Source organism: Arthrobacter sp. BG3 (assembly GCF_056680185.1).
Window position 1 is genome coordinate 353,378 of record NZ_CM155270.1, and the last position, 23,679, is coordinate 377,056.

Consider the following 23,679-nt stretch of genomic DNA (forward strand, 5'->3'; position numbering starts at 1 on the left):
CTTGAGGAGGCACGTGTGGCGCACTTCGTGATCATGGGTTGCGGCCGTGTTGGGGCGACCCTGGCGCACACGCTCGAGGACGCCGGCCATTCGGTGGCGATCATCGACCAGGACGACCGCGCCTTCCGGCGGCTCCGCACCGGCTTCACCGGCCGCAAGGTCACCGGCGTCGGCTTTGACCGGGAGACCCTTAAGCAGGCCGGCGTCGCGGACGCCTATGCCTTCGCCGCCGTCTCCAGCGGTGATAATTCCAACATCCTGGCCACCCGGGTGGCCCGCGAAACCTTCCATGTCCCCCACGTGGTCGCCAGGATCTACGACCCGGGCCGCGCGGAGATCTACCAGCGCCTCGGCATCCCCACGGTCGCCGCCGTGCGCTGGAGTGCGGACCAGGTGCTCCGGCGGATCCTGCCCGAACAGCACCTGGCCGGCGACTTCCGGGACCCCTCCGGCCGGCTGGTGCTCGCCGAGGTGGATCTGAACCCGGAATGGATCGGCCACCCGGTCACCTCGATCGAGAAGGCCGCCGGCGTCCGCGTCGCCTACCTGACACGCTTTGGCGAGGGCATGCTGCCCGTGGCCGGCACCCTGTACCAGGACGGCGACACGGTGCACGCCATGCTGGGCGTGGACCGCAGCAGCGAAGTCGCCCACATTCTTGCCAAGTCCCCCGCCAAGGAGTCCTAAGTGAAAGTCGTTATCGTCGGGGCGGGAAGCGTCGGTTCCTCGATCGCGCGCGAACTGCTGGCCCACAAACACGAGATCCTGCTGATCGACCTGAAGCCCGAGGTGATCGGCCGCAGCGGCCTGCGCGGCGCCCACTGGCTGGTCGGCGACGCCTGCGAACTGAGCACCCTGCAGGACGCCAAACTGGAGGACGCCGACGTCGTGGTCTCCGCCACCGGTGACGACAAGGTCAACCTGGTGGTCTCACTGCTGGCGAAAACCGAGTTCGGCGTCGGACGGACGGTCGGCCGGGTCAACAACCCCAAAAACGACTGGATGTTCGACGATTCCTGGGGCGTCGACGTCGCGGTGAACACCCCGCAGCTGATGACCGCCCTCGTCGAGGAGGCGGTGGAGATCGGCGACCTCGTCCGCCTGCTGACACTGCAGACCGGCGTGTCATCGCTGGTCGAGTTCACCGTCCCCCACGATTCGCACGTGGTTGGCCTGACGGTGGGCAACATCGACTGGCCCGAGGACTCCACCCTGGTGGCGATCCTCCGGGACCAGGCACCCATCACGCCGAGCCGTGATGACGTGATCGACGGCGGGGATGAGCTGTTCTTCGTGACCACCATCGTGGCCGAGGACCAGCTGCGCGCCCTGCTCTCGCCGGAGTCGCAGGGCGATGACGAACATGACACCGGCCAGCACCCTGTCACCTCGGACCTGCACGGCCACGCGGGCCAGCCGGCCGAGGGCGACGGTTTCGACGGCTGACCCGGTTGCTCCGGTTGCTCTGGGGCAGGTTGCCCTATCACTTAACGTTGTTCTGAAGGGCTGGAAACAACGTTAAGTGATAGGGCAACGGACGCAACGGACGCAGGGCAACGGCGGCTAGGCCGTCGGGGCGGTTTTTGGGGCGGGCCGGGTCAGCAGCCAGGCGACCCAGATGCCCAGGATGTACAGCGGCGCACCCATCAGGAGCCGCGTCGTGGCGAGGGCCGCGAAGCCGGGTTCGCCCATGAAGTACAGCGGAACCTGGACCAGCAGCCGCAGGGCCAGCACCGAGATGATCACCCAGGTGCCGATCCGGTAGGCCTTGACCCGGGCCGGGTTCTTCCGCCAGTCCAAACCTTCGTTCCGGATGAACCCGAAAATCAGACCGGCAAACGGCCAGCGGACGGCAATCGAGATCGACATCGCCACGATGTAGGCAATGTTGGTGAAGAACCCGGGAACGTAGAAGTCTTCGGCCTTGCCGGTGCTGTTGGCAAGCCACGCGGAGAGCCCGACGCCGGCGATCCCCGCCAGTGCCTGGGTCAGCGGCTTGCGCTGGATGAGCCGGGCCACGGTGAAGGCCGCGGCGACAGCGAGGGACGCCACCAGGGCCAGGGGAAGCTCGCGGGTGAGGGTGAAAGCGATCAGGAAGACCAGTCCGGGGAGGATGCTCTCGGCAATGCCCTGTATTCCGCCAGCGCTTTTAAGCACGTCGATGTTGCCGTTGCTGGACCGGTGCAGTCCGGCCTTGGCGGCGTAGCCTTCGGCGAGCTGCGCCACAGTGGGCTGCGCGGCGGCGGCTGGCCGGGCGGCAGGTCCCTCCCCGGCCGATCCTGCCCCGGCTGAGCTTTCCCGGGCCGGATTTTCCCGGGCTGCTCGCTCCCCGGCGTGCGGCTGCGGTTTCTCGGGCAGGGTCATTGCTCCTCCTGGCGGGAGAGTATTTCGTAGCGGGGATTGAACATGGTCGGCAGGCCGTCGCGCACGGTGACCATGCCCTGCAGCCGGAGTTCCGTGCCGGCGTCGATCCCGGGGATGCGGCGCCGTCCCAGCCAGACCACCCGGAGCCGGTCTGTGGGGGTCCCGGGCCGCTGGCGCCGGGCGCCCGCAGGCGCGGCGGCGGCTGCCGTGTCGGTTACTGCCGGGACTGCACGGACACCGCGGGTCCTGACCGGGGGCGCGTTGTGGTCCACAACAATCGCGGTGAAGGCCGCGACCTGGCTCGCCGGCGCGTAGGTGACCGCCTCGATGTAGCCGTGGCACAGGACGCGGCCGCGGACCGGCAACCCCCGCACGGAGACCGAGGCGGACGGATCCAGGCGGCGGGCATCAGCCAATCTGGGTAATCTCCGGTCCACGCTCGGGCTGCTGCCCGAGGTCCGGGGCGGACTGCGGGGCGGGTGCAGCGTTGTCCTTGGGAAGGCGGAGCTGCAGCAGGTCCCGCGGCGGCATCGGGCTCTCACCGCGGACCACCACGATCTGCCGGAACAGCCCCTCAAGCCCGGCGGCCGCGTCGCGGTCCACAGCGGCCTCGCCGCCGAACACGCCGCGGAGGAACCAGCGCGGACCATCGACGCCGATGAAGCGGGCCACGCGGTAGCCCTGGCTTTCGTCGGCGCCACTGGCCGGGAGCTTGGCGAGCAGCTCAGCGCCGAAACCGCCCTGGATTTCCTCGACCTGGCCGCCCTGGCTGCCGACCGACTGGCCGATCTGCTCGCGGATCTCGTCCCACAGGCCTTCGGAGCGGGGAGCCGCGAACGCCTGGAGCTGGAGGCTTGAGCCGTTCAGGTCCATGGTGACGGCCACGACGCGCTGGGTCGCCTCCTCGACCTCGAGCCGGAGCTGCAGCCCCTCCGCGGGAGCGATCAGGAGCGCACCGAGGTCCACATAACCGTCCTGGTCCGTGATTTCCGAGACGTCGAAGGGACCCGTAGCGCCACGGGCGGGGGCCGCGGAGGACGTCCCGGCGGAGTCACCGGCGGCAGCGTCGGCTGCTGCCTCCCGGGTTTCCCCGGGCTCTGTCAGCTGTTCCTGCTTGGCTTTCCTGCCACGCCCAAAAACCATGGGGTTGTCTCCTTAGTTGTGATTCTGTGCCGCCGCGTCGCCCCGCGTCCGCGTGGTGCCGCCGCCTGCTGCGCTCTCAAGCTGCAAGGGCGGCCGGCTGATGCGTCCTGCAAAGCGGTCCTGTTCATAAGTCCCTGCGTAAATACTGCGGGTCCTGCCCGCTGCCGGTCAGACCGGCGCGCCGAAACCGCCGGTGGATCCAAAGCCGCCGCCGCCACGGACGGAGCCGCCGAGTTCCTGGACCGGCAGGAACCTTGCATACTCCACGCGCTGAATAACCATTTGTGCAATTCTATCGCCGCGCTTGAGTTCAATCGCCTGCTGGCGGTCGGTATTGAGCAGCGTCACCGCAATTTCCCCGCGGTAGCCTGCGTCGACGGTGCCGGGGGCGTTCACCACGGTCAGACCATGCTTGGTCGCAAGCCCGGACCGCGGGTGGATCAGGGCCACGAAACCGTCGGGGAGGGCGATCGAAACACCGGTGGGGACCAGCCTGCGCTCCCCCGGTTCCAGCACCACATCCTCGCGGGCACGCAGGTCGGCGCCGGCGTCGCCCGGGTGGGCGTACGACGGCGGCTCCAGGCCGTCGTCGAGCATCTTCAGCTGCACCGTCAAGGTGGGAGTGCCATACTCCGGCACGGAGGCTGCTGCTGGCGGTGTTTCCGGGGCTTCCGCTCGGGCGGCGTCCACTGCGGTCGTTTCTTCAGTCACAGTCCCTCACTCTAACGCCCGCGGGGAAGATCGGCCTAGCGGCGGCCGGCCGGCCCGGACGCGGGCGCCCGCCCCGGCCGCCAAGGTGAAATAGCCCGGGAAAAGTGGAAAGCTGGGCTTATGCCCGAATCCAGTGCAGCCGTGCCTGCCCCCAACAGCTCCCCCAGCGACACCACAGTCAGGTACCACGAGAAGCTCTGGCCGAACTTCTGGATCTGGCTGGTGTCGGCGGGACTGTCGGGCGCCGGGATCCTGGTCTTCGCCCCCATCAGCATCACCGCGGGGATCATCGCTGCGGTCATCCTGTTCGTGATCATCTCCGTGCTGCTGGTCGTCTCGACCCCGGCCATCACGGTCACCGGTTCCACGCTGCGCGTCGGCCGCGCCAGCATCGAACGCCGTTTCGTGGGCGCCGTTTCGGCGTTCCGGGGCAAGGAAGCGACGGCGGAGCGCGGTACCCGGCTCAACGGCCTGGCCTTCATGTGCATCCGCGGATGGATCGATCCGGTGGTCCGCATCGAGATCACCGACCCCTCCGACCGCACGCCGTACTGGCTCGCGTCCACCCGCCACCCGGACGAACTGCTCGCCGCGCTTAATTCCTAGCCCTCGCAGTCCTTGCAGTACTTAAGGCCGTCCTTTTCGCGGGCAATCTGCGAACGGTGCCGGACGAGGAAGCAGGAGGCACAGGTGAATTCGTCTGCCTGGGCCGGCAGGACCCGGACCAGCAGTTCCTCCCCGGACAAGTCCGCGCCGGGGAGTTCGTAGCCTTCCGCAAGATCCGATTCGTCTTCATCGACCACCGCGGAAGGCTTCTCCGTACGCCGCGCTTTCAGCGCCTCAATCGAATCCTCACTGAGGTCCTCTTCAGTCTTGCGCGGCGCATCGTAATCTGTCGCCATGATGTGTTGCTCGCATTCCGCATTCGTTCGGTTGGATCGCCCGGCCCGGATGGCCCGCCAGGCTGTAGCCCTGGGCCCCGGGAGAGGTTCTCCGATGTCAACGCCGGGCACGCGGTTTTTGTGCCCGATGTCGGGTCATCTTTGCTTAAGCGCCCGGGGAGCGCCAGAGTCCTGCGGTCCCGGAGGCCCCGTCCCGGCCGGAGCATCCGGCCCACCGGCGGCGCTCCGCCCGCCGGCGGGCCGAAAAGCGGCGGAAATTCGCGGAAAATGACGGCGCGCCCTCCGTCCTCACCGGAATTGGCGCGCATCAGTGGCAGAGTTTCGATTGTTAGTAATGCCAGGGTGGAGGATTTGTATGCAGGATCTACGGCTTGTAGGCGTCCACGACGCCGGGGAGCATCTCCTGTTGAGCGGCGCCGGCGGCGAGATGTTCCAGCTGCCAATCGATGAAGCGCTTCGGGCGGCAGCCAGCCGGACGCCGGCCAAAGCCGCGTCCGGAGCGGGTGCCGCACCCATTGCGATGTCTCCGCGCGATATCCAGGCGCGGATCCGCAGCGGCTCGACGGCGGCAGAGGTGGCGGAGCTCTCCGGAATTCCGCTCGCGAAAGTCCAGCGCTATGAGGGTCCGGTGCTCGCCGAGCGCGAGCATGTCGCCCGGCAGGCCCGCGGGGTGGAAGTGGCCTCCCCCGCCCCCGGCCACGACGTCTACCGCTCGGTCTTCGGTGACCAGCCGGCGTCGCTCGGCGAGATGGTTGCCCACCGGCTCAGCGCACACGGCATTGAAGCCTCCACCGTGGAGTGGGACTCGTGGCGGCGGCCGGACGGAAGCTGGAACGTGGTGGCGCGCTTCGAGGCGGCGCCCGGCGGCCCCGCCGGTATCGGCGAGGAACCCCCGGCCATGTGGACGTTCAGCCCGTCCCGCAAATCCCTGCAGAACGCCAACCGCTGGGCGCAGCAGCTCAGCGAACTCGAGCCCCTCGACGGTCCCGTCCCGGCCCGCCGGCTCACCGCAGTCTCCGACCGGCCCTTTGATTTTGAGACCGACGCCGATGCCGCCGCGCGCACCGCGACCGCGCAGCTCCAGATCGTCCAGCAGCTCCAGCTGCAGCAGGAACAGGAGTCCGACGGGCTGCTCGACATGCTGCGCTCCCGCCGCGGACAGCGCCTCGGCGTGGACGAGGACGCCGACGACGCCCTCGCGGTGCTCCTGACCAACGGCGTCCCCGCCGCCCACCCGCGGCCCTCCGATGTGCAGGCTGAGCCGGAAGCCGCTGAACCCGGATCCGGTCCGTCCGAAACGGCGCCTGCGGAAGCTCCCGCAGCGGGCACCGAACCCCGGCCGGCCACGGATCCCTGGGACCGGCGCCGCGACGGCAGGCCTTCGATCATGTCCCGGCTCACCCTGGCGCCCCGTCAACAGGACCAGCCGGACGACGCCCTGAAACTGCACGACGGAGTCAGCACCGACACGCGGGAAATTACCATCGTGGCGTCGCAGTTGCGGCCGGCCAGCCAGCAGGGGCCGACGTCCAGCCCTGGGCTGGACGAGCTCCTGGGCGGCGGAACCTCCCGGCGCCAGCAGCGTGATTCCGCTGCCGCGGCCCCGGAAGAGCGTGACGCGGAGCAGCCGGAGCGCCAGCCGGCGAAGCCGAAGCGTTCCAGCATTCCGAGCTGGGATGACATCGTCTTCGGAGCCCGCGGGGACTGACCGAAGACCCACCCGGTCCAGGGCCCTCCACGCGCTGTCAGGCGCGGGGGGCCCTTTTCCCGTCGGCCTGGAAACACAGCAGCGGGACTTCGCGTTCGGCTTTCGTCAGCGAACCGTGCTGGCCCACCACTTCAAGGGCTGTCGGCCGGGCACGCCGGGTGTCGTAGAACGCCACGGCGTCCCGCGCGGCGACCATCACGTCGCCAATCCGCGGGCCGACCTCAGCCCGGACGGCACCGAAGAACCCCGCGGCGATGGCTTCCTCCCGGGTGAACGCCCAGATCCGGTCGCCAAAGCGGGCCCGCCAGGCAGCAATCAGCCGGGCGCGGCCGGCATCACCTTCTGATTCGTCCAGGTAGAGGTGGACCATCCGCGGTTCGCCCGCTGTGTGTCGGACACCGGCAACCAGGTCCGGGTCGGCCGAGTAGTCAATCCGCTGGGATTCCGGCACGTCGAGCATGCCATGGTCCGCGGTGAGCAGGATGGTGGTGCCCGTCGGCAGGGTGGCGCTGAGCCGTTTGACGGTGGCGTCGAGTTCCTCGAGCTGGTGCTCCCACTGCGGAGACTGGCAGCCGTGCCGGTGGCCGGCCTTGTCCAGTTCATTGACGTAGAAGTACATCAGCGAGCGTCCCGCACCGGCCATCGCCTCGGCGGCGGCGGCGGTCCGGGCGTGGGAGGTGGTCGCCGTGACGTAACGGCCGCCGCGGAGCGCAGCCCGGGTCATCGCGGAATCGCTGAACTGCGGGAGGCTGACCGTGGAGACGTCGACGTGCTCCGCCGCCCGCTCGAACACGGTGGGGAACGGCTGCCACTGCTGCGGATCCACACCGGCGTCCCAGCCACCGAGCATGTTAACCACCCGGTCCTGGTCGGGGTCCAGTACGTCATAGCCCACCATGCCGTGCTGCCCGGCGGGGAGTCCCGTGCCGAAACTGGCCAGTGACGCCGCCGTGGTGGAGGGAAAAGCGGAGTCCAGCGAAACCGGCACCCGCCCCTGGCCGGACTGCATCACGGCGCGCAGGAACGGGGTGTGCGCCGACTTCTGCTTCAGCAGGTTCCGGCCCAGGCCGTCGGCAAGGACAATGCAGACGCGCTTGGCCGCAGGCAGGTTCAGCCGGTTCTCAAAGCCCGGAACCCCCAGGCTGGCCGCGGCACTTGTCAGCACCTCGGCGATGGAACGGTCTCCGAAGGCCGGGGCTGCCGGCAGGTCCTGCGGGAGGGCCGGGGCGGAGGACAGGGCTTCGGGCACGCGGACAGGCGTCATCTCAGCGCTGGTGGCCGCGGCTGGCGCGGGTGCCGAAAACACCCATCCGCGGGCGCGGCGGGAGCCCGGGGCCAGTGTGCGGCACCGGCGCGGAGGATCCGGTGTTCACGGCGCGGAGGGCACGGGCGAACAGTTTGGCGTCCTGGACGGCCTGCAGTCCGTCGGCTTCGGCGCTGATCCGGATCACGATGTCCTCCTGCGCGATCGTGCCGCTGTACCCGTGGTCTGCCTCGCACTGCGGGTCGCCGCAGCTGGCCGGCCCCATGTCGAGGCGCTGGCCGCCGGACCAGGCGATGGACAGGGTCAGTTCGCGGACCGGGTCGGACGATTTGTAGTCCTGGGGCTGCGCGTACACGTAGCTGAGGACCACGGAGCGGATTTGCGTGACCGGGACGGACTCGGTGGAGACCTGCGCGACGGTCTGCTCCCCTGCCTCGTCAAGCTGCTGGTCATCCACGTGGGTGATGACGAGCATGTCCTCGGTGAGGACCAGCACGGTGATGTGGCGGCGGACCTCGGCGCGGTCGAAGTGCGTCTCAAGGTGCACCAGGTGGGCCACGCAGTCGCGCCCGTCGAGGGCGTCGGCGACGACGTCGGCCACCAGCCGGGGGTAGAAACCGGCCTGCTGGAGGGCCCCTTCCAGGCTTTGACCCTGCGCACTGTGGTCATGCAGGCCGTTGTGGTGCGCGCCCGGGTGTCCGGAGACGGTCGCCTGGGGCTTGGGTGTCGGAGACTGAAAGCTCATGGTCTCCATTTTCACAGATCGGCTGGGGACATGCTAACTTGCCGGCCGCGCGGTGCGGCCGCCGCCGCCCTGCCGTCCCCCGGGCGCTAGCTGCGCATGGCGCGTCGGGCACTGTCGGTGCGCTGCGCGGCGTTGGCGATCCGGACATCGGCTGCGAGGATGGATGCCCCTTCCGGCCCGGCGAGCACGGGGTTGAAGTCGACGAGGGCGATTTCCGGGTGGTTGTCCTTGAGCCTGGTCAGCCGGGCGGCAAGGTCCTCCAGGGCCCTGGCGTCCACGGCCGGCAGGCCCTGGTAGCCGAAGAGTTTCCGTGAGGCACGGGGTGCCCGGATGAAGTCATGCAGGTCCGGACCGGAGAGCGGTGGCACCCGGTGGGCCCAGTCGTCCAGCAGGTTGACCGCGTCGCCGGCCAGGCCGAAGGAAACCACCGGGCCCAGCAGCGGGTCCTCGATGGCGCGGAACGTGCAGGCCTGGCCCACCGGTGCCATCGACTGCACTTCCAGCGACGGGGAGCCGTAGCGTTCCAGGGACTTGCGCATTTCCAGCACATTCCGCCGCAGCGACTCGGCATCCTGGATGTCCAGGCGCACCCCGCCGAGGTCCAGGCGGTGCCGCAGCGCCGGGTCGGTGGTCTTCAGCGCCACGGGCCAGCCCAGCCGGTCCGCCGCGGCGACGGCCTGTTCGGCGGTTTCGAATCCTACGGAGGGGACCACCCTGATGCCGTAGCGGACCAGCAGGCCCGCGGCCGTGTCCGGGTCCAGCCGGACCAGTTGTTCACCGCCGACCTTGTCCAGCAGGCGTTCCAGCTCCTCGTGGGTACCGTCCGGGTCGCAGCCCTCGGGTTCGACAAAGAAGCCCTGGTCGCGGTTCAGCCACTGGGCGTAGCGGACCACAGCACCGAGCGCGGCCACAGCCGCGCCGGGGTTGGAGTAGCAGGGAACGACCGCTGCCCCCGCCTCCTCGCCCACCATTCCTTCCACATAGATCGAAGGGTCCAGGAGTCCGCTGAACGCCGCCACCACGGGTTTGCCGGCCGCGACCGAACATTCGGCCAGGACCCCGGCGATTTTTTCCACCGTGAGTCCGTGGGCCGGCAGCAGCGCGACCACCACGGCGTGCACGGTGTCCGAGGTGAGGACCTCCTGCAGGCGGTGCCGCAGCGCCGGCAGCGCCAGGGACATCCCGGCGTCGAGGTCGACGTCGGTGACGATCCGGTCCACACCGAGCCCCTGCACGGCCGCGCTGTCCGCGACGACCTTGCCGAGGGCCCGGGAGTTGCTGAACACGGCGATCCCCGCGCCCTTCGGCAGGGGCTGGCTGGAGACAATCTGGGCAACGTCCATGAGCTGTTCGATGGTCTCGACGCGGATCACGCCGGCCTGGCGCATCATCGCATCGACGGCCTCCGGCGGGGCCTGGGTGGTGCGCACGGCGTGGCCGGGAGGCAGGCCGAGCGCGTCGGACTTCGCCACGATGACCGGCTTGGTCCGGGCCAGGCGCCGGGCCAGGCGGGAGAACTTGCGCGGGTTGCCGATCGATTCCAGGTAGAGCCCGACGGCGGTGGTGTCGGCGTCGTCCTCCCAGAACTGCATCATGTCGTTGCCGGAGACGTCGGCGCGGTTGCCGGCGGAGAGGAAGGTGGAGATCCCGACGCGGCGCCGGCTGGAGGCCGCATAGAGGGAGACACCAATCGCGGCAGACTGGCTGAACAGGCCGAGGCCGCCGCGGCGGCCCAGCGAGGGCGCCATGGAGGCGTTGAGGGACACGGCAGGGTTGGTGTTCATGATGCCCAGCGAGGCGGGGCCGATCACGCGCATGCCGTTGGCGCGGGCCTGCCGGACGAGTTCGCGCTGCCGGGCCAGGCCGCGTTCGCCGTCGTCCGCGTACCCGGCGGTGGCCACCACGATCCCCTTGACCCCGGCGGCGCCGCATTCCTCCACCACTTTGGGGACCTCGGCGTACGGGACGGCGATGATGGCAAGTTTGACCGGCCCGGGCACCTCGGAGAGCCGGGCGAAGGAAAGCATGCCGGCGAGCTCGAAGGCCTCCGGGTTGATCGCGTAGACCGGGCCTTTGAAGCCGCCCTCGATGATGTGTTCCAGCAGCTGGTAGCCCACGGTGCCCCATTTGCGGCTGGCCCCGATCACGGCGACGGAGGACGGGGCAAGCAGTTCCTGGATGCTGCGCGCCTCGGCGCGGTGTTCCCGGGACTCCATCACGGCGCGGGACTTGTCCGTGGGGTCGATGTTGAATTCGAGGCTGACCACGCCGTCGTCGAAATGCCGTTTGACGTCGTAGCCGGCGTCGGAGAAGACCATCAGCATCTTGCGGTTTTCCGGCAGGACCTCGGCGCTGAACTTCCGGATGCCGTTTTCGCGGGCGGCGGCGGCGAGGTGTTCGAGCAGGATGGACCCGATGCCGCGGCCCTGGTGCGCGTCGGAGATGTTGAACGCGACTTCCGCTTCCTCGGGATCATCGAGCCGGTCGTAGCGGCCGATGCCCATGATCTCCCCGCCGATGGTGATCACGAGGGCCACCCGGTCCTTGTAGTCCACCTCGGTGAAGCGCTTGAGCTCCTTGGCGGAGAGTTTGGACTTGAACGCGAAGAACCGCATGTAGATGGACTTCTGCGACTGCCCCACGTGGAAGGCCTGGACCGCGTCCGCGTCGGAGGGGTGGATCGGGCGCAGATGAGCCGTCCCGCCGTCACGCAGGACAACATCGGCTTCCCAATATTCCGGATATACGCCGCCCGAGGGCTGATCCACCATAGGCTTAGCCTAGTCATAAACTTACGCAGCTTTCGTTCTGCACCGCTCAGAAGGACCCACCAGCCTCATGGCACGCCGCCAAAGCCCGTCCCCGGCAGGGGAATCCAGCCAGGACTTCGTCGAAAACATCGTCGACATCGACGTCACCTCGGAGATGGAAGGATCGTTCCTCGAGTACGCCTATTCGGTGATCTACTCGCGGGCGCTTCCGGATGCCCGGGACGGCCTGAAACCGGTGCAGCGGCGCATCCTGTACATGATGAGCGAAATGGGCCTCCGCCCGGACCGCGGCCACGTCAAGAGTGCCCGCGTGGTGGGCGAGGTCATGGGCAAGCTGCACCCGCACGGCGACACCGCGATCTATGACGCGATGGTGCGCATGGCGCAGGACTTCTCGCTGCGGCTGCCGCTCATTGACGGCCACGGCAACTTCGGCTCGCTCGACGACGGCCCCGCCGCCCCGCGGTACACCGAGGCCCGCCTGGCCGCCGCGGCCCTGACCCTGACAGACCACCTCGACGAGGACGTCGTCGACTTCGTCCCCAACTACGACAACCAGCTGACCCAGCCGGACGTGCTGCCCGCGGCGTTCCCGAACCTGTTGGTCAACGGCGCCACCGGCATCGCCGTCGGCATGGCCACGAACATGGCACCGCACAACCTGGTGGAAGTGATCGCCGCGGCGAGGCACCTGATCGAGCACCCGGACGCCACGCTCGAGGACATCATGAGGTTCGTCCCCGGCCCGGACCTGCCCACCGGCGGCAGGATCGTGGGCCTGGACGGCATCCGCGACGCCTACGCCACCGGCCGGGGCTCGTTCAAGACCCGGGCCAAGGTGGAGATTGAGCAGCTCTCGGCCCGCCGCACCGGACTGGTGGTCACGGAACTGCCGTACATGGTGGGGCCGGAAAAGGTGATCGAGAAGATCAAGGACGCCGTCAACGGCAAGAAGCTGGCCGGCATCAGCGACATTGTGGACCTCACGGACCGCAAGCACGGCCTGCGCCTTGTGATCGAGCTGAAAAACGGCTTCAACCCCACCGCGGTGCTGCAGCAGCTGTACCGCTACTCGCCGATGGAGGATTCCTTCGGCATCAACAACGTCACGCTCGTCGACGGGCAGCCGCAGACCCTCGGGCTGCTCCAGCTGCTCACCGTCTATGTCGAACACCGCATCAACGTGGTGCGCCGGCGCACCGCCTTCCGGCTCGGCAAGAAGAAAGACCGCCTGCACCTGGTTGAGGGCCTGTTGATCGCGATCGTGGACATCGACGAGGTCATCCAGATCATCCGTTCCTCGGACGAGGTTGCCGCGGCCCGGACCCGGCTGATGTCCATCTACGACCTCACCGAGATCCAGGCCAACTACATCCTGGAACTCCGCCTCCGGCAGCTGACCAAGTACTCCCGGATCGAACTCGAAAAGGAACAGGACGAACTGCGCCGCGAGATTGCCGAGCTCGAGGCCATCCTCGGCTCCAGCGAGCGGCTCCGCGGCCTGGTGTCCACCGAGCTGGCCGAGATCGCCGAGAAGTACGGCACCCCGCGCCGCACGGTGCTCCTCGAATCCGAGGCCGTCTCCCCCACCGTCGCCGCCGCCCTGGCCGCCGCGCCGGGAGCCAGAGGCAAGGCCGCCCCGCTGGCCCTGGAGATCGCGGATGACCCCTGCTGGGCCATCCTGACCGCCTCCGGCCAGATCGCACGCACCACCAACCAGGACAGCCTTGCCGACGCCGGCCCGCGGACCCGGCACGACGTGTTCACCTCGGTGGTGAAGACCTCGGCCCGCGGCGAGATTGCCGCCGTCACATCGCAGGGCCGCATGCTCCGGCTCCAGGTGATGGACATGCCCGTTCTGCCGCCGACTTCCGGCACGCCGAACATGGCAGGCGGAGTCCCGGCCAAGGACTTCATCACGCTGCTCAAGGGCGAATCGCTGGTTGCCTTCGCACCGCTGGATGACGTGCTGGCGATCGGCACGGCCCAGGGCGTGGTCAAACGGGTCCAGCCTGACTATCCGCTGAACCGCGAGGACTGGGAGGCCATTGCGCTCAAGGACAAGGACACCGTGGTCGGGGTGGCCCCCGCGGGTTCGGACGACGTCGACCTCGTCTTCGTGACGCGGCAGTCCCAGCTCCTGCGTTTCCCTGCCTCCGCCGTCCGCCCGCAGGGCCGGACCGCCGGGGGCATGGCCGGCATCAAGCTGGCCGCCGGGGACCAGGTGATGTTCTTCGGCGCGGCCAGCCGGTCCGACAGTGACGCCGTCGTGGTGACCATCGCCGGCACGGAAGGAGCGCTCCCGGGCACCGCTCCGGGGGCCGCCAAAGTCACCGCACTCTCCGAATACCCGGCCAAGGGCCGCGCCACCGCCGGGGTGCGTGCGCACCGGTTCCTCAAGGGCGAGGACACCCTGCTGCTTGCATGGGCCGGCCACGGCCCCGCGAAGGCGTCCTCCCAGGCCGGGGTGGCCCGCTCCCTGCCCGGGGAACACGGCCGCCGCGACGGGTCGGGCATTCCGCTCTCCCAGGCCATCGACGCGATCGGCCCGAGCATGTCCTGGCGGCCCGCGCCCGAGGATGCGCCGCCGACGGGTGCGGCGACGGCAGACTAGGCTCCCGCCGGAACTCTGGCGGCCGCCCGTCGGCCTGTCCGGGACGGCGCACGGGGCACGGGGCACGGGGCACGGGGCACGGGGCACTATCCAGGGTGCCGGCCGCCACCCGTTCGCCACAAGTGGCCGCTAAGCCGCTCCACAGGCCACCCGATTGCCACAAGCGGCCGCTAAATGGCCCCTCATAGCGACCATTTGTGGCGAATGGCCGCGAAAGGGCTCCACACTCACATCGACCATTTGCCACAGGTGGCCGCTAAGCCGCTCCACAGGCCACCCGTTCGCCACAAGTGGCCGCTAAGCCGCACCTCGTGCCACCCATTTGCCACAAGTGGCCGCTAAGCCGCTCCACAGGCCACCCGTTCGCCACAAGTGGCCGCTAAGGGAACTCCTCGTGCCACCCATTTGCCACAAGCGGCCGCTAAATGGCCCCTCATAGCGACCATTTGTGGCGAATGGCCGAACCTGGGCCGACGACTGCGGATGCGGGTACAGACTTAAATCGGGCCGACGTCGGGACCAGGGGGAACGTGGACAGCGAGATCGCCTTCACGACTTACATCACCCCGGTGCACCTACGTCGGCAAGGCAATGTTGCTGTGTCCCCACCAGCGCCTCAGGCAAAGTACATGGTGCCGCGTATCCGCTGACACGGACTCCCCGCGGAGCCCGCCCGGCTTTCAACTGCCGGCGGGGGAAATGCGTTTACAATGCTCGCATGCCTATCATCCCTGATATCAAGGATTGGACCTGGGTCCTGCAGCGGCCCTGCCCGGAGTGCGGTTTCGATGCGGCGGCGGCGACGCCCGCGACGGCGGCGGGGGTGGTGGAAAGTATGCTCCCGCGCTGGCGGGTGGCGTTGCGGCGTCCGGACGCCACGGAACGCCCGGATTCGAACACCTGGTCGGTGCTCGAGTATGCCTGCCACGTCCGGGACGTCTTCACCCTGTTTGATCACCGGTTGGGCCTCATGCTGAGCGAGTACGACGCCCGGTTCGCGGATTGGGACCAGGACCTCACCGCGGTCGAGAAGGACTACGCCAACGCCGACCCGGCCGAGGTCAGCGCGGAACTCACAGCTGAGGGCGAGCAGATCGCCGCCTCCTTCGCGCGGGTCACGGAGGAGCAGTGGGGCCGCAAGGGCACCCGCAGCAACGGCTCCGAGTTCACTGTGCTGACCTTCGCACAGTACTTCCTGCACGACGTCGTCCATCACCTCCACGATGTGGATGGCTAGCATGCGGACGGGCAACGCGTGGATGGCCGGCGGGCGGCTCGCCCGCTAGAGTTCCTTGTCCCAGGCCATGCTGGTGCTGACGGCGGCGTAGCCCATCTTGGCGTAGAGGGCCAGGGCCCCGGTGGGGTTCTCCGAGTCGACGTCGAGCGAGGCCTTGTCCATCCCGGCCGCGGCGAAGCGCCGCATCGCATCGGCCAGCAGCGCCTGCGCCACCCCGCGGCCGCGGAACTCCCGCCGCACGCCTAGCAGGTCCGTGTAGCCCTCTTTGTAGCCCCGCGACGCCGCGCTGACGGCGTCGTGGCTGGCGAGCTGGTAGCCGGCAACCTTTCCGCTGGCCCGGTCCAGGACGACGGCGCTCAGGTCCGGCCGCGCGAGCAAATCATTCACCACGAAGCCCCAGGACTCCTCGTCCCGCGGCTCGCTGCCCCAGTGGTCCCGGAAGGCCTCGTTGTGTGCCAGCCGCACCGGCTCGTGCAGCCCGGGCCCGAAGCCCACAAGCTCCAGCCCCTCCTCGAGCACCACTGCGGGAAGGCCGTCCTTGAGCGGCCGGTGCATCTCGTTGTAGTAGCGGACGATCCGGAAGCCGGCGCCCCCGAACAGGGCGGCCTGATGCGTGTGCTGCTGTTCCGTATGGAGCCGCAGTCTCGGCGCAACGCCCTCCGTCGCGTCCTCGGCAAAACGCTGCCGGGTCCTTGCCTCCATCCAGCCCAGCACCCCGGTGCCGGTCCCGCTCCCCTGCCACTCTGGGTCGACGCAGCCGAATCCGACCGCCTTGTCCCCGTCCGGGTTCTTGGCGATCCGGCCATAGGCCCGGGCCACGCCTTGGGAGTCGAAGCCGAGGATGGTGTTCGCGTCGGCCGGGTTCTTCTGCGATTCGAGGACTTGTTCCAGGTCTGCGCGTCGCTCGAACCAGACGGGCCGTTCGACGGCGGCGGTCCGGGCGATCAGCGCCGCCCAGCCGTCCAGGTCCGCCGTCCCGGCGGCCCGCCACGACAGCCGGGGGTCCAGGCTGGCCAGGGCGTCGGGGTGTCCGTTCATGGCAACAGGCTAACGTCCGGCTTACCCCCGCGCCAGCAGCGGCGTTGACTCCTGCGGAGGCGACGCGTGCGTGGCCGCAGCGCGGTCAAGGTCCAGCCGGCTGTCATCCGCGGCGATATCCTCCGGGTTGTGCGTGACGAGCACGACGGTGCGGTCCCGCAGTCCGTGCCGCAGCTCGGCCAGCATCGCCCGGCCGGACTCCGCATCCAGGTGTGCCGTGGGTTCATCCAGCAGGATCACGTCCGCGCCGGTCAGGAGCGTGCGGGCGACGGCGAGGCGCTGCCGCTCCCCGCCGCTAAGGTATGCCCCGCCGGGTCCAATCCGGGTGTCCAGGCCGTGCTCCAGCCGTCCGATCAGCGGGCCGAGGCCCACCGCGGCCAGGGCGTCCTGCAGCCGCGGCTCCGCCGATCCCCCGCGCTGGGCTTCGGGAATCCCCAGCAGCAGGTTGCCGCGGATGGTCGAGTCGAAGAGGTGCGCCTCCTGCGGGCACCAGGCTGCGCAGCCGCTGAGCAGGATTTGACCGCTTGCTGCGGGGAGGAAGCCCAGGACGACGGCGAGCAGGGTTGACTTGCCGGAGCCCGAGGTCCCGGTGACGGAGAGCCAGCGCCCGGGTTCCGCGGCGGCTGTGAGTCCGGTGAAGACCCGCGGGCCGTCCGGCCAGGCTGCCGCAAGGTCCCGGAGTTCGATCCCGGGCTGACCGCCGGGCCTCCCTGGCACCGGGACAAGGCCGCCGGAGGCCCCGACGTCGTCGTCCTTGTCGAGCACCCCGGCTTCGCCGATGCGCCGCAGCACGGCCCGCAGCGCCGGGTATTGCCGGACCGCCGTCGTGATGGCCGCGTACGGTTCCACGAGTGCGAGCTGAAGCAGCACCACGACGGCGAGGGTTGAGGCCTCGACGGCTCCGCTGAGGGCCAGCGGAGCGGCCAGCACGGCGCTGGCCAGGGCGGCTGTCCCGCAGGCGAGCACCGTGAGCCCCTGGCCGAGTCCTTCGGCCCACGCCGAGCGCTGGGAGGCGGCGGTCGCGGAGCGGTCGGCGCGTGTGATGGCGGCGAGCACCGGCGCGGAGACGTTATTGGCGTGGAGTTCGGCGCGGGCGTCGAGGGCCGCAGCGACCTGGCGGAGGACACCGGAGCGCAGCCGCTGTTCGGTGCCCGCGGACATCCGGTCCGCTGCCAGCGCAAGTGCGGGGGCCGCCACGAGGCTCAGCAGGGCGGCCGCTATCACGGCGGGCAGCGCGGCCGGCAGCAGCAGGGCGGTGCTGATAACTGCGGCGGCGGCGACGGCCACGGCGGTCAGCGGCGGCAGGACCACCCGGGGCAGGAGCTCCCGGACCGTGTCGACGTCGTCCACCACGGTGCCCAGGACGTTGCCGCCCTGCAGCAGCCGGCGCAGTGAGAGCGCGCGCCGGCTCAGCGATTCCCAGAGCCGGCCGCGGAGCCGCGTCAGGGCGGCGAAGACTGCGTCGTGCAGCAGGAGCCGTTCAAGGTAGCGCAGCGCGGCCCGGCCGATGCCGAAGAACCGCACCCCCACGATCGCGGTGAGCAGGTACAGAATGGGAGGCTGCTCGCTGGCGCGGATAATCAGCCAGCCGGAGAGCCCGGCAAGGGCAACGGCGAAGAGGGCCGACAGGGTGCCCACGACGCCGGCCGCGGTGAACTTGGCTCCGACCGGGGCGAGCAACCGGCGGAGCCGGGCCGCCGTTGAACCTCGGGCCGCGCTTCCGTCCGCCCAGGCTGGCGGCCCGCCGGATTCCGTCCCGCCGGCCGGCTGGAGTTCGGTTGGCAGGAGTTCGGCCGGCCGAAGTTCGGTTGGCCGGGGCCCGGCGGCAGAAGCGGCTTGCGCAGCGGACACTGCCCCGGAGCCGGCCGCGACTGCCGCGGACACTGTCACTGCCCCTGTCACTGCCACCAGGTCGTCGGCGAGTTCCCGGGTCTGCCGGTCGTGGGCCACCAGCAGGACGGTGACCTTGCCGCGCAGCCCGGCGATGGCGCCGCTGACGGCGGTGGCGGATTCCCGGTCCAGGTGGGCGGTGGGTTCGTCGAGCAGCAGCACCGTCGCCCCGGCCTCGATCCTGGCCAGGCCGCGGGCCAGTGCGACGCGGCGCAGCTCCCCCGGGCTGAGCTCGGCAGGGTGCTTAGCGGCAAGGTGCCCGGCGGCGCAGGCCGCCAGGCAGCGCATAGCGCGGCCGTCGGCGGAAGGCCCCGCGGCCGCTCCCAGATACAGCCTTACCTCCTCCAGTACGGTCGGGGCGACCATCACGGGATGCTGCGGCACCCAGGCGACGTCCGCCGTCGTGAATCCTTCCAGCCGTCCGGTGACGGTGGTGTGCCGGTCCGTGCCCCCGCCGGTCCCGATGGTGCCGGCCAGCACGCCAAGGACGGTGCTCTTGCCCGCTCCGCTGGGGCCGTCGAGGGCAGTGATCCGGCCAGGGGCGGCGGTGAAGCTGAGCGGCCCGACGGCGGCCCCGGTCCTGCCGCCGTAGCGGACGCTCAGCCGGGCAACGGTCAGGGCCGGCGGCCGTGCGGCTCCGGAGGCAGTCACCGCGGCAGCAGCAGTGGGAGCAGCCGCGGCTGGAGCAGCAGTGGGAGCAGCCGCGGCTGGAGCAGCGGGCCGCAGGGGCGTGGGCTCGGGTGCCTCGAGGACGGCGGTGGTTTCTGCGAGCGCGGCGCGGCCTTCGTCGCTGGCGTGGTGGGCGGTGCCCAGTTCCCGGAGCGGAAGGTAGCAGTCCGGGGCGAGGATCAGGGCCAGCAGCCCGGCTTCCAGCGCCATATCGCCGTGGACCAGCCGGACGCCGATGAAAACCGCGACGACGGCCACGGAGATGGTGGCGATGAGTTCCAGCGCGAGGGCGGAGAGGAAGGCGGTCCGCAGGGTTCCCATGGTCCGGTGGCGGTAGTCCTCGGAGAGGTCCTCGAGGGCCTTGCGCTGGGCGGTGGCGCGGCCCAGCCCCACGAGGACGGGCAAGCCTTTGGCGAGCTCCAGCATGTGGCCGGACAGCCGGGCCAGGGCCGACTGCGCTTCCCGGACGCGATCATCGGTGTAGCGGCCGATCAGGATCATAAAGAGCGGGACCAGCGGCACGGTCAGCACGATCACCACGGCGCTGATCCAGTCGGCGTAAAGGATGCGCGCACCCAGCAGCAGCGGGATCGCCGCGCAGTTCACCAGGGCGGGCAGGAACTGGGTGTAATAGCTGTCCAGGGCGTCCAGCCCGCGGGTCGCGAGAATGGCGAGTCCGCCGTCGGAGGGGCCGGACGGCCGGGCGCCGTTACGCAGGGCATGCTCGAGCAGCTGCGAGCGCAGTTCCTCCTTCACGCCCAGCGCCGCCCGGCGCGAAGCGACGGCCTGCGCCCAGACAGTCAGGGACCGAAGCACCACCCCCGCGGCTCCCCAGTACAGCTGCCCGCCCCAGGCGGGGTCACCGGCCATCAGCCCGGCCAGCATGGACGCGACGGCCTGCCCGATCAGCACGAGCGACAGGGCCTTCAGGGCCGCGAGCAGGCCCAGCAGGTAGAGGGCGGCACGGTTGGCGGCCCCCGTGGGGAACTGCGGTCTCATTAGCTGCTAGTCCTTGGGTGCCAGGACTTTGGCAGCGATGGCGGGGAGGAAGCTGTGGGCCTCGGGGATGTGCGCGTCACTCACCCGGCGCCGGAACACCCAGTACGTCCACGCCTGGTACGCGAGGACCAGCGGCAGCCCGATGCAGGCGACGATGGTCATCAGCCCCAGGGTGTAGTCCGAGGAGGAGGCATTGGAGATCGTGAGGTTGAAGGCCGGGTTCAGCGTGGACGGCAGCACGACGGGGAAGGCTGCGCCGAAGATCGAGGCGCTGCCGAGCAGGAGGAACGCGCCCAGGGACAGGAATGCACGACCTTCGGCACCCTTGCGGGCAAAGTTCCAGGCCACGACGGCCGCCACCACGGCGGCGACGACGGCAAGCACGGTCCAGACCTCACCGCTGAGTAGCTGCAGGCTCACCGCCCAGCCCGCGATCGGCAGCAGCAGGACCGGCAGGAGCCGGACAAACCACTGGCGTGCGCGGTGCCGGACGTCGCCGTCGGTCTTCAGTGCCAGGAAAGCGAGTCCGTGCAGCAGCGAAAATCCGACGACGGCGAGGCCGCCCAGGACGGCGTAGGCGCTGAACCACGCAAACGGGCCGCCTTCGCGGTCGCCGTTGGCGTTCAGCGGGAGCCCGGTGGTGGTCAGTGCCAGGGCCGCTCCGACGCCGAAGGCCGCCACGAGGGAACCCAGGGAGATGGCCCAGTCCCAGCGGGCACGCCAGCGCGGGTTGTCCACCTTGCCGCGGTATTCGAAGGCCACTGCGCGGAAGATAAGGGCCACGAGGACCAGCAGCAGCGGCAGGTACAGGGCGGAGAACAGCGAGGCGTACCAGAGCGGGAATGCGGCGAAGGTGGCGCCCCCGGCTGTCAGCAGCCAGACCTCGTTGCCGTCCCAGACCGGGCCGACCGTGTTGAGCAGCACACGGCGCTCGGTATTGTTCCGGGCGAAGCCCTTCATCAGCATCCCGACTCCGAGGTCAAAGCCCTCGAGAAAGAGATAGCCCGTCCACAGCACCGCGATGGCGATGAACCAGATGGTGGGAAGCAGTTCCATGCTGAGTATCCTCTGCGTTTCTTGGGGAGCGAAGGCTTAGTAGGCGAAGGCCAGGACGTCGTCGGCTTCCCCGGGCTTGCCGGGACCACCGTCCCTGGGGGTGGCGTCCTCGTTCTCGTCGGCGGGGACGTGCGCGAGTTCCGGCATGGCCGCAACCACCCCGCCGCGGATGTACTTGACCAGCAGCTTGACCTCGACCACCAGGAGCACGGCGTACACGGCGGTGAGCACCACGAGGGAGGTCAGCAGCTCGCCGGCCGAGACGCCGGGTGAGACGGCGGCGGCCGTGAACATAAAGACCTGGTCGATCCCGCTCGGGTCCGGGTTCGGGGCGACGACGAACGGCTGCCGGCCCATCTCGGTGAAGATCCAGCCGGCGGCGTTGGCTCCGAACGGCGCCAGGATCCCGAACACGGCCAGCCGCATGAGGCCGCGTGAGGCCGGAACGGTTCCCTTGCGGGTGACCCACAGGGCTGCCAGCGCGGCCAGGGCCGCTACACCGCCGAAACCGATCATCATCCGGAAGCCCCAGTAGGTGACCTCCATGACCGGCACGTACTGGATCTCCTGCCCGGCCCGGTCCCCGTAGATCGGGTTGTCCGGCAGGTTGGTGCCGTAGTCCGCCTTGTACTGGTCCAGCAGGCTGTTGACGCCCTTGACCTCGGTGGTGAAGTCACCCTTGGCGAGGAAGGATAGGATCCCGGGCACCTCGATGACGGCAACGACGTCGTCGCAGTTCTTGGAACCGACGTTGCCGACGCTGAGGATGGAGAATCCTGTGCCGTCGTGGCAGGCCGCCTCGGCGGCAGCCATCTTCATCGGCTGCTGTTCGAACATGAGTTTGCCCTGCAGGTCGCCGGTGATGGCGGTGCCGGCGAAGGAAATCATGGCGACGACGGCGCCGATGCGCAGGGAGCGGATCCAGACGGCGTGGTCGGTGCGGTCGCGGCCGGGGATGGCGGCCTCGCCGGGAATGACCTTCCCGTCGGCGCCGATGGTGTCGATCCCGTCGTGGCGGCGGCGCCACAGGTGGTACCAGGCGATGCCGAGCAGGAAGGCGCCGGCGACGGCGAGGGCACCGAAGAGTGTGTGCGGGACGGCAACGAGGGCGGTGTTGTTGGTGAAGACCGCCCAGGCGTCGGTCATCACGGGCCGGCCGTTGATCATCTCAACGCCGACCGGGTGCTGCATCCAGCTGTTCGCCACGATGATGAAGTAGGCGGAGAAGGCCGACCCGATCACTGCGATCCAGAGGCAGGCCAGATGCACGGCTGGTTTGAGCTGCTTCCAGCCGAAGATCCACAGCCCCAGGAACGTCGATTCGACGAAGAACGCCAGCAGCGCTTCCATCGCCAGCGGCGCCCCGAAGACATCGCCCACGAAGCGGCTGTACTCGCTCCACGCCATGCCGAACTGGAACTCCTGCACGATGCCCGTGGCGACGCCCATGATGAAGTTGATCAGGAAGAGCTTGCCCCAGAACTTGGTCATCCGCAGGTATTCGGGCTTGCCGGTGCGGTGCCACATCGTCTGGATGACGGCGACGACCAGGCCCAGGCCGATCGTGAGCGGCACCATCATGAAGTGGTAGACGGTGGTGATGCCGAATTGCCAGCGTGCGATTTCCAAGGCGTCCAAGGCAGTCCCTAACTTTGCTAGGCGAGCAACTTCTACACAACGTAGAAAGATTCTTCTACAGAGTGTAGAACAGTTGGATGGTTCCCTGCACCTCAGCGTCCCACGCCGCGGATCGGGCCGCAATGGATGGGCCGGGAGCCCAGGAGTGTCGCCGTCGACCGATAGCCTGGAGGTGGGCCTATCCTCTAAGGGAACAGGCTCTGCGGTTGCTGAGCCCAGGACAGGCCGGTCGTTAGCGGACGTCAACGGCTGGTCGGTGAGCAAGGGTGGGAGCCCAGGTTCGAGGAGGGTGCATGGAGAACCAACCGCCGTCGTTCGAGGCCCGCGATCCCGGGCCGTTCTACCACGGCACTAAGGCCGACCTTAAGCCCGGGGACCTGCTGGAACCTGGCCATGGCTCGAATTTCGGGGAGCGAAAGCAGGCGAACTACATCTACCTGACCGCAACCCTGGACGCAGCCACGTGGGGAGCGGAACTCGGGGTGGGCGAGGGGCGGGGAAGAATCTACCGCGTGGAACCCACTGGCTCCTTTGAGGATGACCCCAATCTGACGGACAAGAAGTTCCCGGGCAACCCGACGAGGTCCTACCGCACCCGGGCCCCGCTGCGGGTGGTTGACGAGATCGTGGACTGGCAGCCGCACTCCCCCGAGGCGCTTCGGAACATGCGGGAACACCTTGAGGAACTTAAGCGTCTGGGTATCGAGGCAATCAACTGAGCTCCTGCGAAGACGGCAGCTTCGGCGCATCAGGACCCGCGCAGGCGGCAACGCAGCGGGTGTCGTCACTACTCCCTGTCCCAGTGTTCCCAGGCTCCTGGAGATCCGAAAGTGCCGGCAGCTGGGTGCCGGCCCTCTCGGCATTCAGTTCAGCAATATTCAAGAACTAGCTACATGGTTCCGAGTTCGTGATCCGTCGCTGGACGTGGCA

General features: G+C 69.2%; 19 protein-coding genes. 7 read left to right on the top strand and 12 right to left on the bottom strand.

Going from position 1 to position 23,679, the window contains the following annotated elements:
* Positions 1-15: 15 nt before the first annotated feature.
* Positions 16-687, top strand: a complete 672-nt coding sequence (locus tag AC1MFL_RS01620) for a potassium channel family protein (RefSeq protein ID WP_301228488.1) — start codon at positions 16-18, stop codon at positions 685-687.
* Positions 688-1,446 (top strand): potassium channel family protein, encoded by a 759-nt coding sequence (locus tag AC1MFL_RS01625; RefSeq protein ID WP_479812920.1) that lies wholly within the window; start codon positions 688-690, stop codon positions 1,444-1,446.
* 117 nt (positions 1,447-1,563) lie between these two features.
* Here AC1MFL_RS01625 and AC1MFL_RS01630 read toward each other — a convergent pair whose 3' ends face one another.
* The 4 genes from AC1MFL_RS01630 to dut all read right to left on the bottom strand — a co-directional run bounded on the left by AC1MFL_RS01630 (position 1,564) and on the right by dut (position 4,218).
* Complete coding sequence (locus tag AC1MFL_RS01630) at positions 1,564-2,364, bottom strand: DUF3159 domain-containing protein (protein WP_479812922.1); 801 nt, start codon at positions 2,362-2,364, stop codon at positions 1,564-1,566.
* Complete coding sequence (locus tag AC1MFL_RS01635; RefSeq protein WP_479812924.1) at positions 2,361-2,780, bottom strand: single stranded DNA-binding domain-containing protein; 420 nt, start codon at positions 2,778-2,780, stop codon at positions 2,361-2,363. Before AC1MFL_RS01635 ends, AC1MFL_RS01630 begins: the two co-directional genes overlap by 4 nt.
* A complete protein-coding gene (locus AC1MFL_RS01640) occupies positions 2,773-3,507 on the bottom strand; it encodes a DUF3710 domain-containing protein (RefSeq protein WP_479812926.1) in 735 nt (244 codons plus the stop codon). The genes AC1MFL_RS01635 and AC1MFL_RS01640 overlap by 8 nt, the downstream gene beginning before the upstream one ends.
* A gap of 168 nt (positions 3,508-3,675) precedes the next feature.
* A complete protein-coding gene (gene dut, locus AC1MFL_RS01645) occupies positions 3,676-4,218 on the bottom strand; it encodes a dUTP diphosphatase (protein WP_479812928.1) in 543 nt (180 codons plus the stop codon).
* A gap of 120 nt (positions 4,219-4,338) precedes the next feature.
* Between dut and AC1MFL_RS01650 the strand changes: the two genes are divergently transcribed.
* Positions 4,339-4,824 carry a DUF3093 domain-containing protein gene (locus AC1MFL_RS01650; protein ID WP_479812930.1) on the top strand — a complete coding sequence of 162 codons (486 nt, stop codon included), beginning with the start codon at positions 4,339-4,341 and terminating at the stop codon, positions 4,822-4,824.
* Here AC1MFL_RS01650 and AC1MFL_RS01655 read toward each other — a convergent pair.
* Complete coding sequence (locus AC1MFL_RS01655) at positions 4,821-5,120, bottom strand: DUF4193 domain-containing protein (protein WP_018772415.1); 300 nt, start codon at positions 5,118-5,120, stop codon at positions 4,821-4,823. The genes AC1MFL_RS01650 and AC1MFL_RS01655 overlap by 4 nt on opposite strands.
* Positions 5,121-5,475: 355 nt before the next feature.
* On the opposite strand from AC1MFL_RS01655, the gene sepH reads away from it, so the two are divergent.
* A complete protein-coding gene (gene sepH, locus AC1MFL_RS01660) occupies positions 5,476-6,828 on the top strand; it encodes a septation protein SepH (protein ID WP_479812932.1) in 1,353 nt (450 codons plus the stop codon).
* A 37-nt stretch (positions 6,829-6,865) separates the two neighbouring features.
* Here the strand turns inward: sepH and AC1MFL_RS01665 are convergent, their stop codons facing one another.
* From AC1MFL_RS01665 to AC1MFL_RS01675, 3 genes are all read right to left on the bottom strand, one after another.
* A complete protein-coding gene (locus AC1MFL_RS01665; protein WP_479812934.1) occupies positions 6,866-8,092 on the bottom strand; it encodes an alkaline phosphatase family protein in 1,227 nt (408 codons plus the stop codon).
* Position 8,093: 1 nt separating this feature from the next.
* On the bottom strand, positions 8,094-8,837 hold the full coding sequence (locus AC1MFL_RS01670; protein WP_479812936.1) for a DUF5998 family protein: 744 nt from the start codon (positions 8,835-8,837) through the stop codon (positions 8,094-8,096).
* Positions 8,838-8,923: 86 nt separating this feature from the next.
* Positions 8,924-11,608 (bottom strand): bifunctional acetate--CoA ligase family protein/GNAT family N-acetyltransferase, encoded by a 2,685-nt coding sequence (locus AC1MFL_RS01675; protein ID WP_479812938.1) that lies wholly within the window; start codon positions 11,606-11,608, stop codon positions 8,924-8,926.
* A 67-nt stretch (positions 11,609-11,675) separates the two neighbouring features.
* Here AC1MFL_RS01675 and AC1MFL_RS01680 point away from each other — a divergent pair, with 67 nt between their 5' ends.
* Together AC1MFL_RS01680 and AC1MFL_RS01685 are read left to right on the top strand one after the other, a co-directional pair.
* Entirely contained in the window at positions 11,676-14,222 is a 2,547-nt protein-coding gene (locus AC1MFL_RS01680) for a DNA gyrase/topoisomerase IV subunit A (protein WP_479812940.1), read from the top strand.
* Between the two features lie 718 nt (positions 14,223-14,940).
* Complete coding sequence (locus AC1MFL_RS01685) at positions 14,941-15,459, top strand: DinB family protein (RefSeq protein WP_479812942.1); 519 nt, start codon at positions 14,941-14,943, stop codon at positions 15,457-15,459.
* Between the two features lie 45 nt (positions 15,460-15,504).
* Here the strand turns inward: AC1MFL_RS01685 and AC1MFL_RS01690 are convergent, their stop codons facing one another.
* The 4 genes from AC1MFL_RS01690 to AC1MFL_RS01705 are packed head-to-tail and all read right to left on the bottom strand — an operon-like array spanning position 15,505 to position 22,749.
* Positions 15,505-16,497 (bottom strand): GNAT family N-acetyltransferase, encoded by a 993-nt coding sequence (locus AC1MFL_RS01690; protein WP_479812944.1) that lies wholly within the window; start codon positions 16,495-16,497, stop codon positions 15,505-15,507.
* Between the two features lie 21 nt (positions 16,498-16,518).
* Positions 16,519-20,055, bottom strand: coding sequence for a thiol reductant ABC exporter subunit CydD (cydD, locus tag AC1MFL_RS01695; RefSeq protein ID WP_479812946.1), 3,537 nt, complete (start codon positions 20,053-20,055; stop codon positions 16,519-16,521).
* A 6-nt stretch (positions 20,056-20,061) separates the two neighbouring features.
* Complete coding sequence (gene cydB / locus AC1MFL_RS01700) at positions 20,062-21,111, bottom strand: cytochrome d ubiquinol oxidase subunit II (protein WP_479812948.1); 1,050 nt, start codon at positions 21,109-21,111, stop codon at positions 20,062-20,064.
* Positions 21,112-21,147: 36 nt separating this feature from the next.
* Positions 21,148-22,749, bottom strand: a complete 1,602-nt coding sequence (locus AC1MFL_RS01705; RefSeq protein WP_479812950.1) for a cytochrome ubiquinol oxidase subunit I — start codon at positions 22,747-22,749, stop codon at positions 21,148-21,150.
* A gap of 293 nt (positions 22,750-23,042) precedes the next feature.
* Here AC1MFL_RS01705 and arr point away from each other — a divergent pair, with 293 nt between their 5' ends.
* Entirely contained in the window at positions 23,043-23,468 is a 426-nt protein-coding gene (gene arr / locus AC1MFL_RS01710) for an NAD(+)--rifampin ADP-ribosyltransferase (RefSeq protein WP_479812952.1), read from the top strand.
* Positions 23,469-23,679: the final 211 nt, after the last annotated feature.

Excerpts from the sequence above, each read along its gene's own strand:
- AC1MFL_RS01685 (WP_479812942.1), top strand. The coding sequence starts at position 14,941 with ATGCCTATCATCCCTGATATCAAGGATTGGACCTGGGTCCTGCAGCGG.
- AC1MFL_RS01650 (WP_479812930.1), top strand. The coding sequence starts at position 4,339 with ATGCCCGAATCCAGTGCAGCCGTGCCTGCCCCCAACAGCTCCCCCAGC.
- AC1MFL_RS01690 (WP_479812944.1), bottom strand. The coding sequence starts at position 16,497 with ATGAACGGACACCCCGACGCCCTGGCCAGCCTGGACCCCCGGCTGTCG.
- sepH (WP_479812932.1), top strand. The coding sequence starts at position 5,476 with ATGCAGGATCTACGGCTTGTAGGCGTCCACGACGCCGGGGAGCATCTC.
- AC1MFL_RS01680 (WP_479812940.1), top strand. The coding sequence starts at position 11,676 with ATGGCACGCCGCCAAAGCCCGTCCCCGGCAGGGGAATCCAGCCAGGAC.
- AC1MFL_RS01630 (WP_479812922.1), bottom strand. The coding sequence starts at position 2,364 with ATGACCCTGCCCGAGAAACCGCAGCCGCACGCCGGGGAGCGAGCAGCC.
- cydD (WP_479812946.1), bottom strand. The coding sequence starts at position 20,055 with ATGAGACCGCAGTTCCCCACGGGGGCCGCCAACCGTGCCGCCCTCTAC.
- AC1MFL_RS01675 (WP_479812938.1), bottom strand. The coding sequence starts at position 11,608 with ATGGTGGATCAGCCCTCGGGCGGCGTATATCCGGAATATTGGGAAGCC.
- cydB (WP_479812948.1), bottom strand. The coding sequence starts at position 21,111 with ATGGAACTGCTTCCCACCATCTGGTTCATCGCCATCGCGGTGCTGTGG.
- AC1MFL_RS01665 (WP_479812934.1), bottom strand. The coding sequence starts at position 8,092 with ATGACGCCTGTCCGCGTGCCCGAAGCCCTGTCCTCCGCCCCGGCCCTC.
- arr (WP_479812952.1), top strand. The coding sequence starts at position 23,043 with ATGGAGAACCAACCGCCGTCGTTCGAGGCCCGCGATCCCGGGCCGTTC.
- AC1MFL_RS01640 (WP_479812926.1), bottom strand. The coding sequence starts at position 3,507 with ATGGTTTTTGGGCGTGGCAGGAAAGCCAAGCAGGAACAGCTGACAGAG.
- AC1MFL_RS01670 (WP_479812936.1), bottom strand. The coding sequence starts at position 8,837 with ATGAGCTTTCAGTCTCCGACACCCAAGCCCCAGGCGACCGTCTCCGGA.
- AC1MFL_RS01655 (WP_018772415.1), bottom strand. The coding sequence starts at position 5,120 with ATGGCGACAGATTACGATGCGCCGCGCAAGACTGAAGAGGACCTCAGT.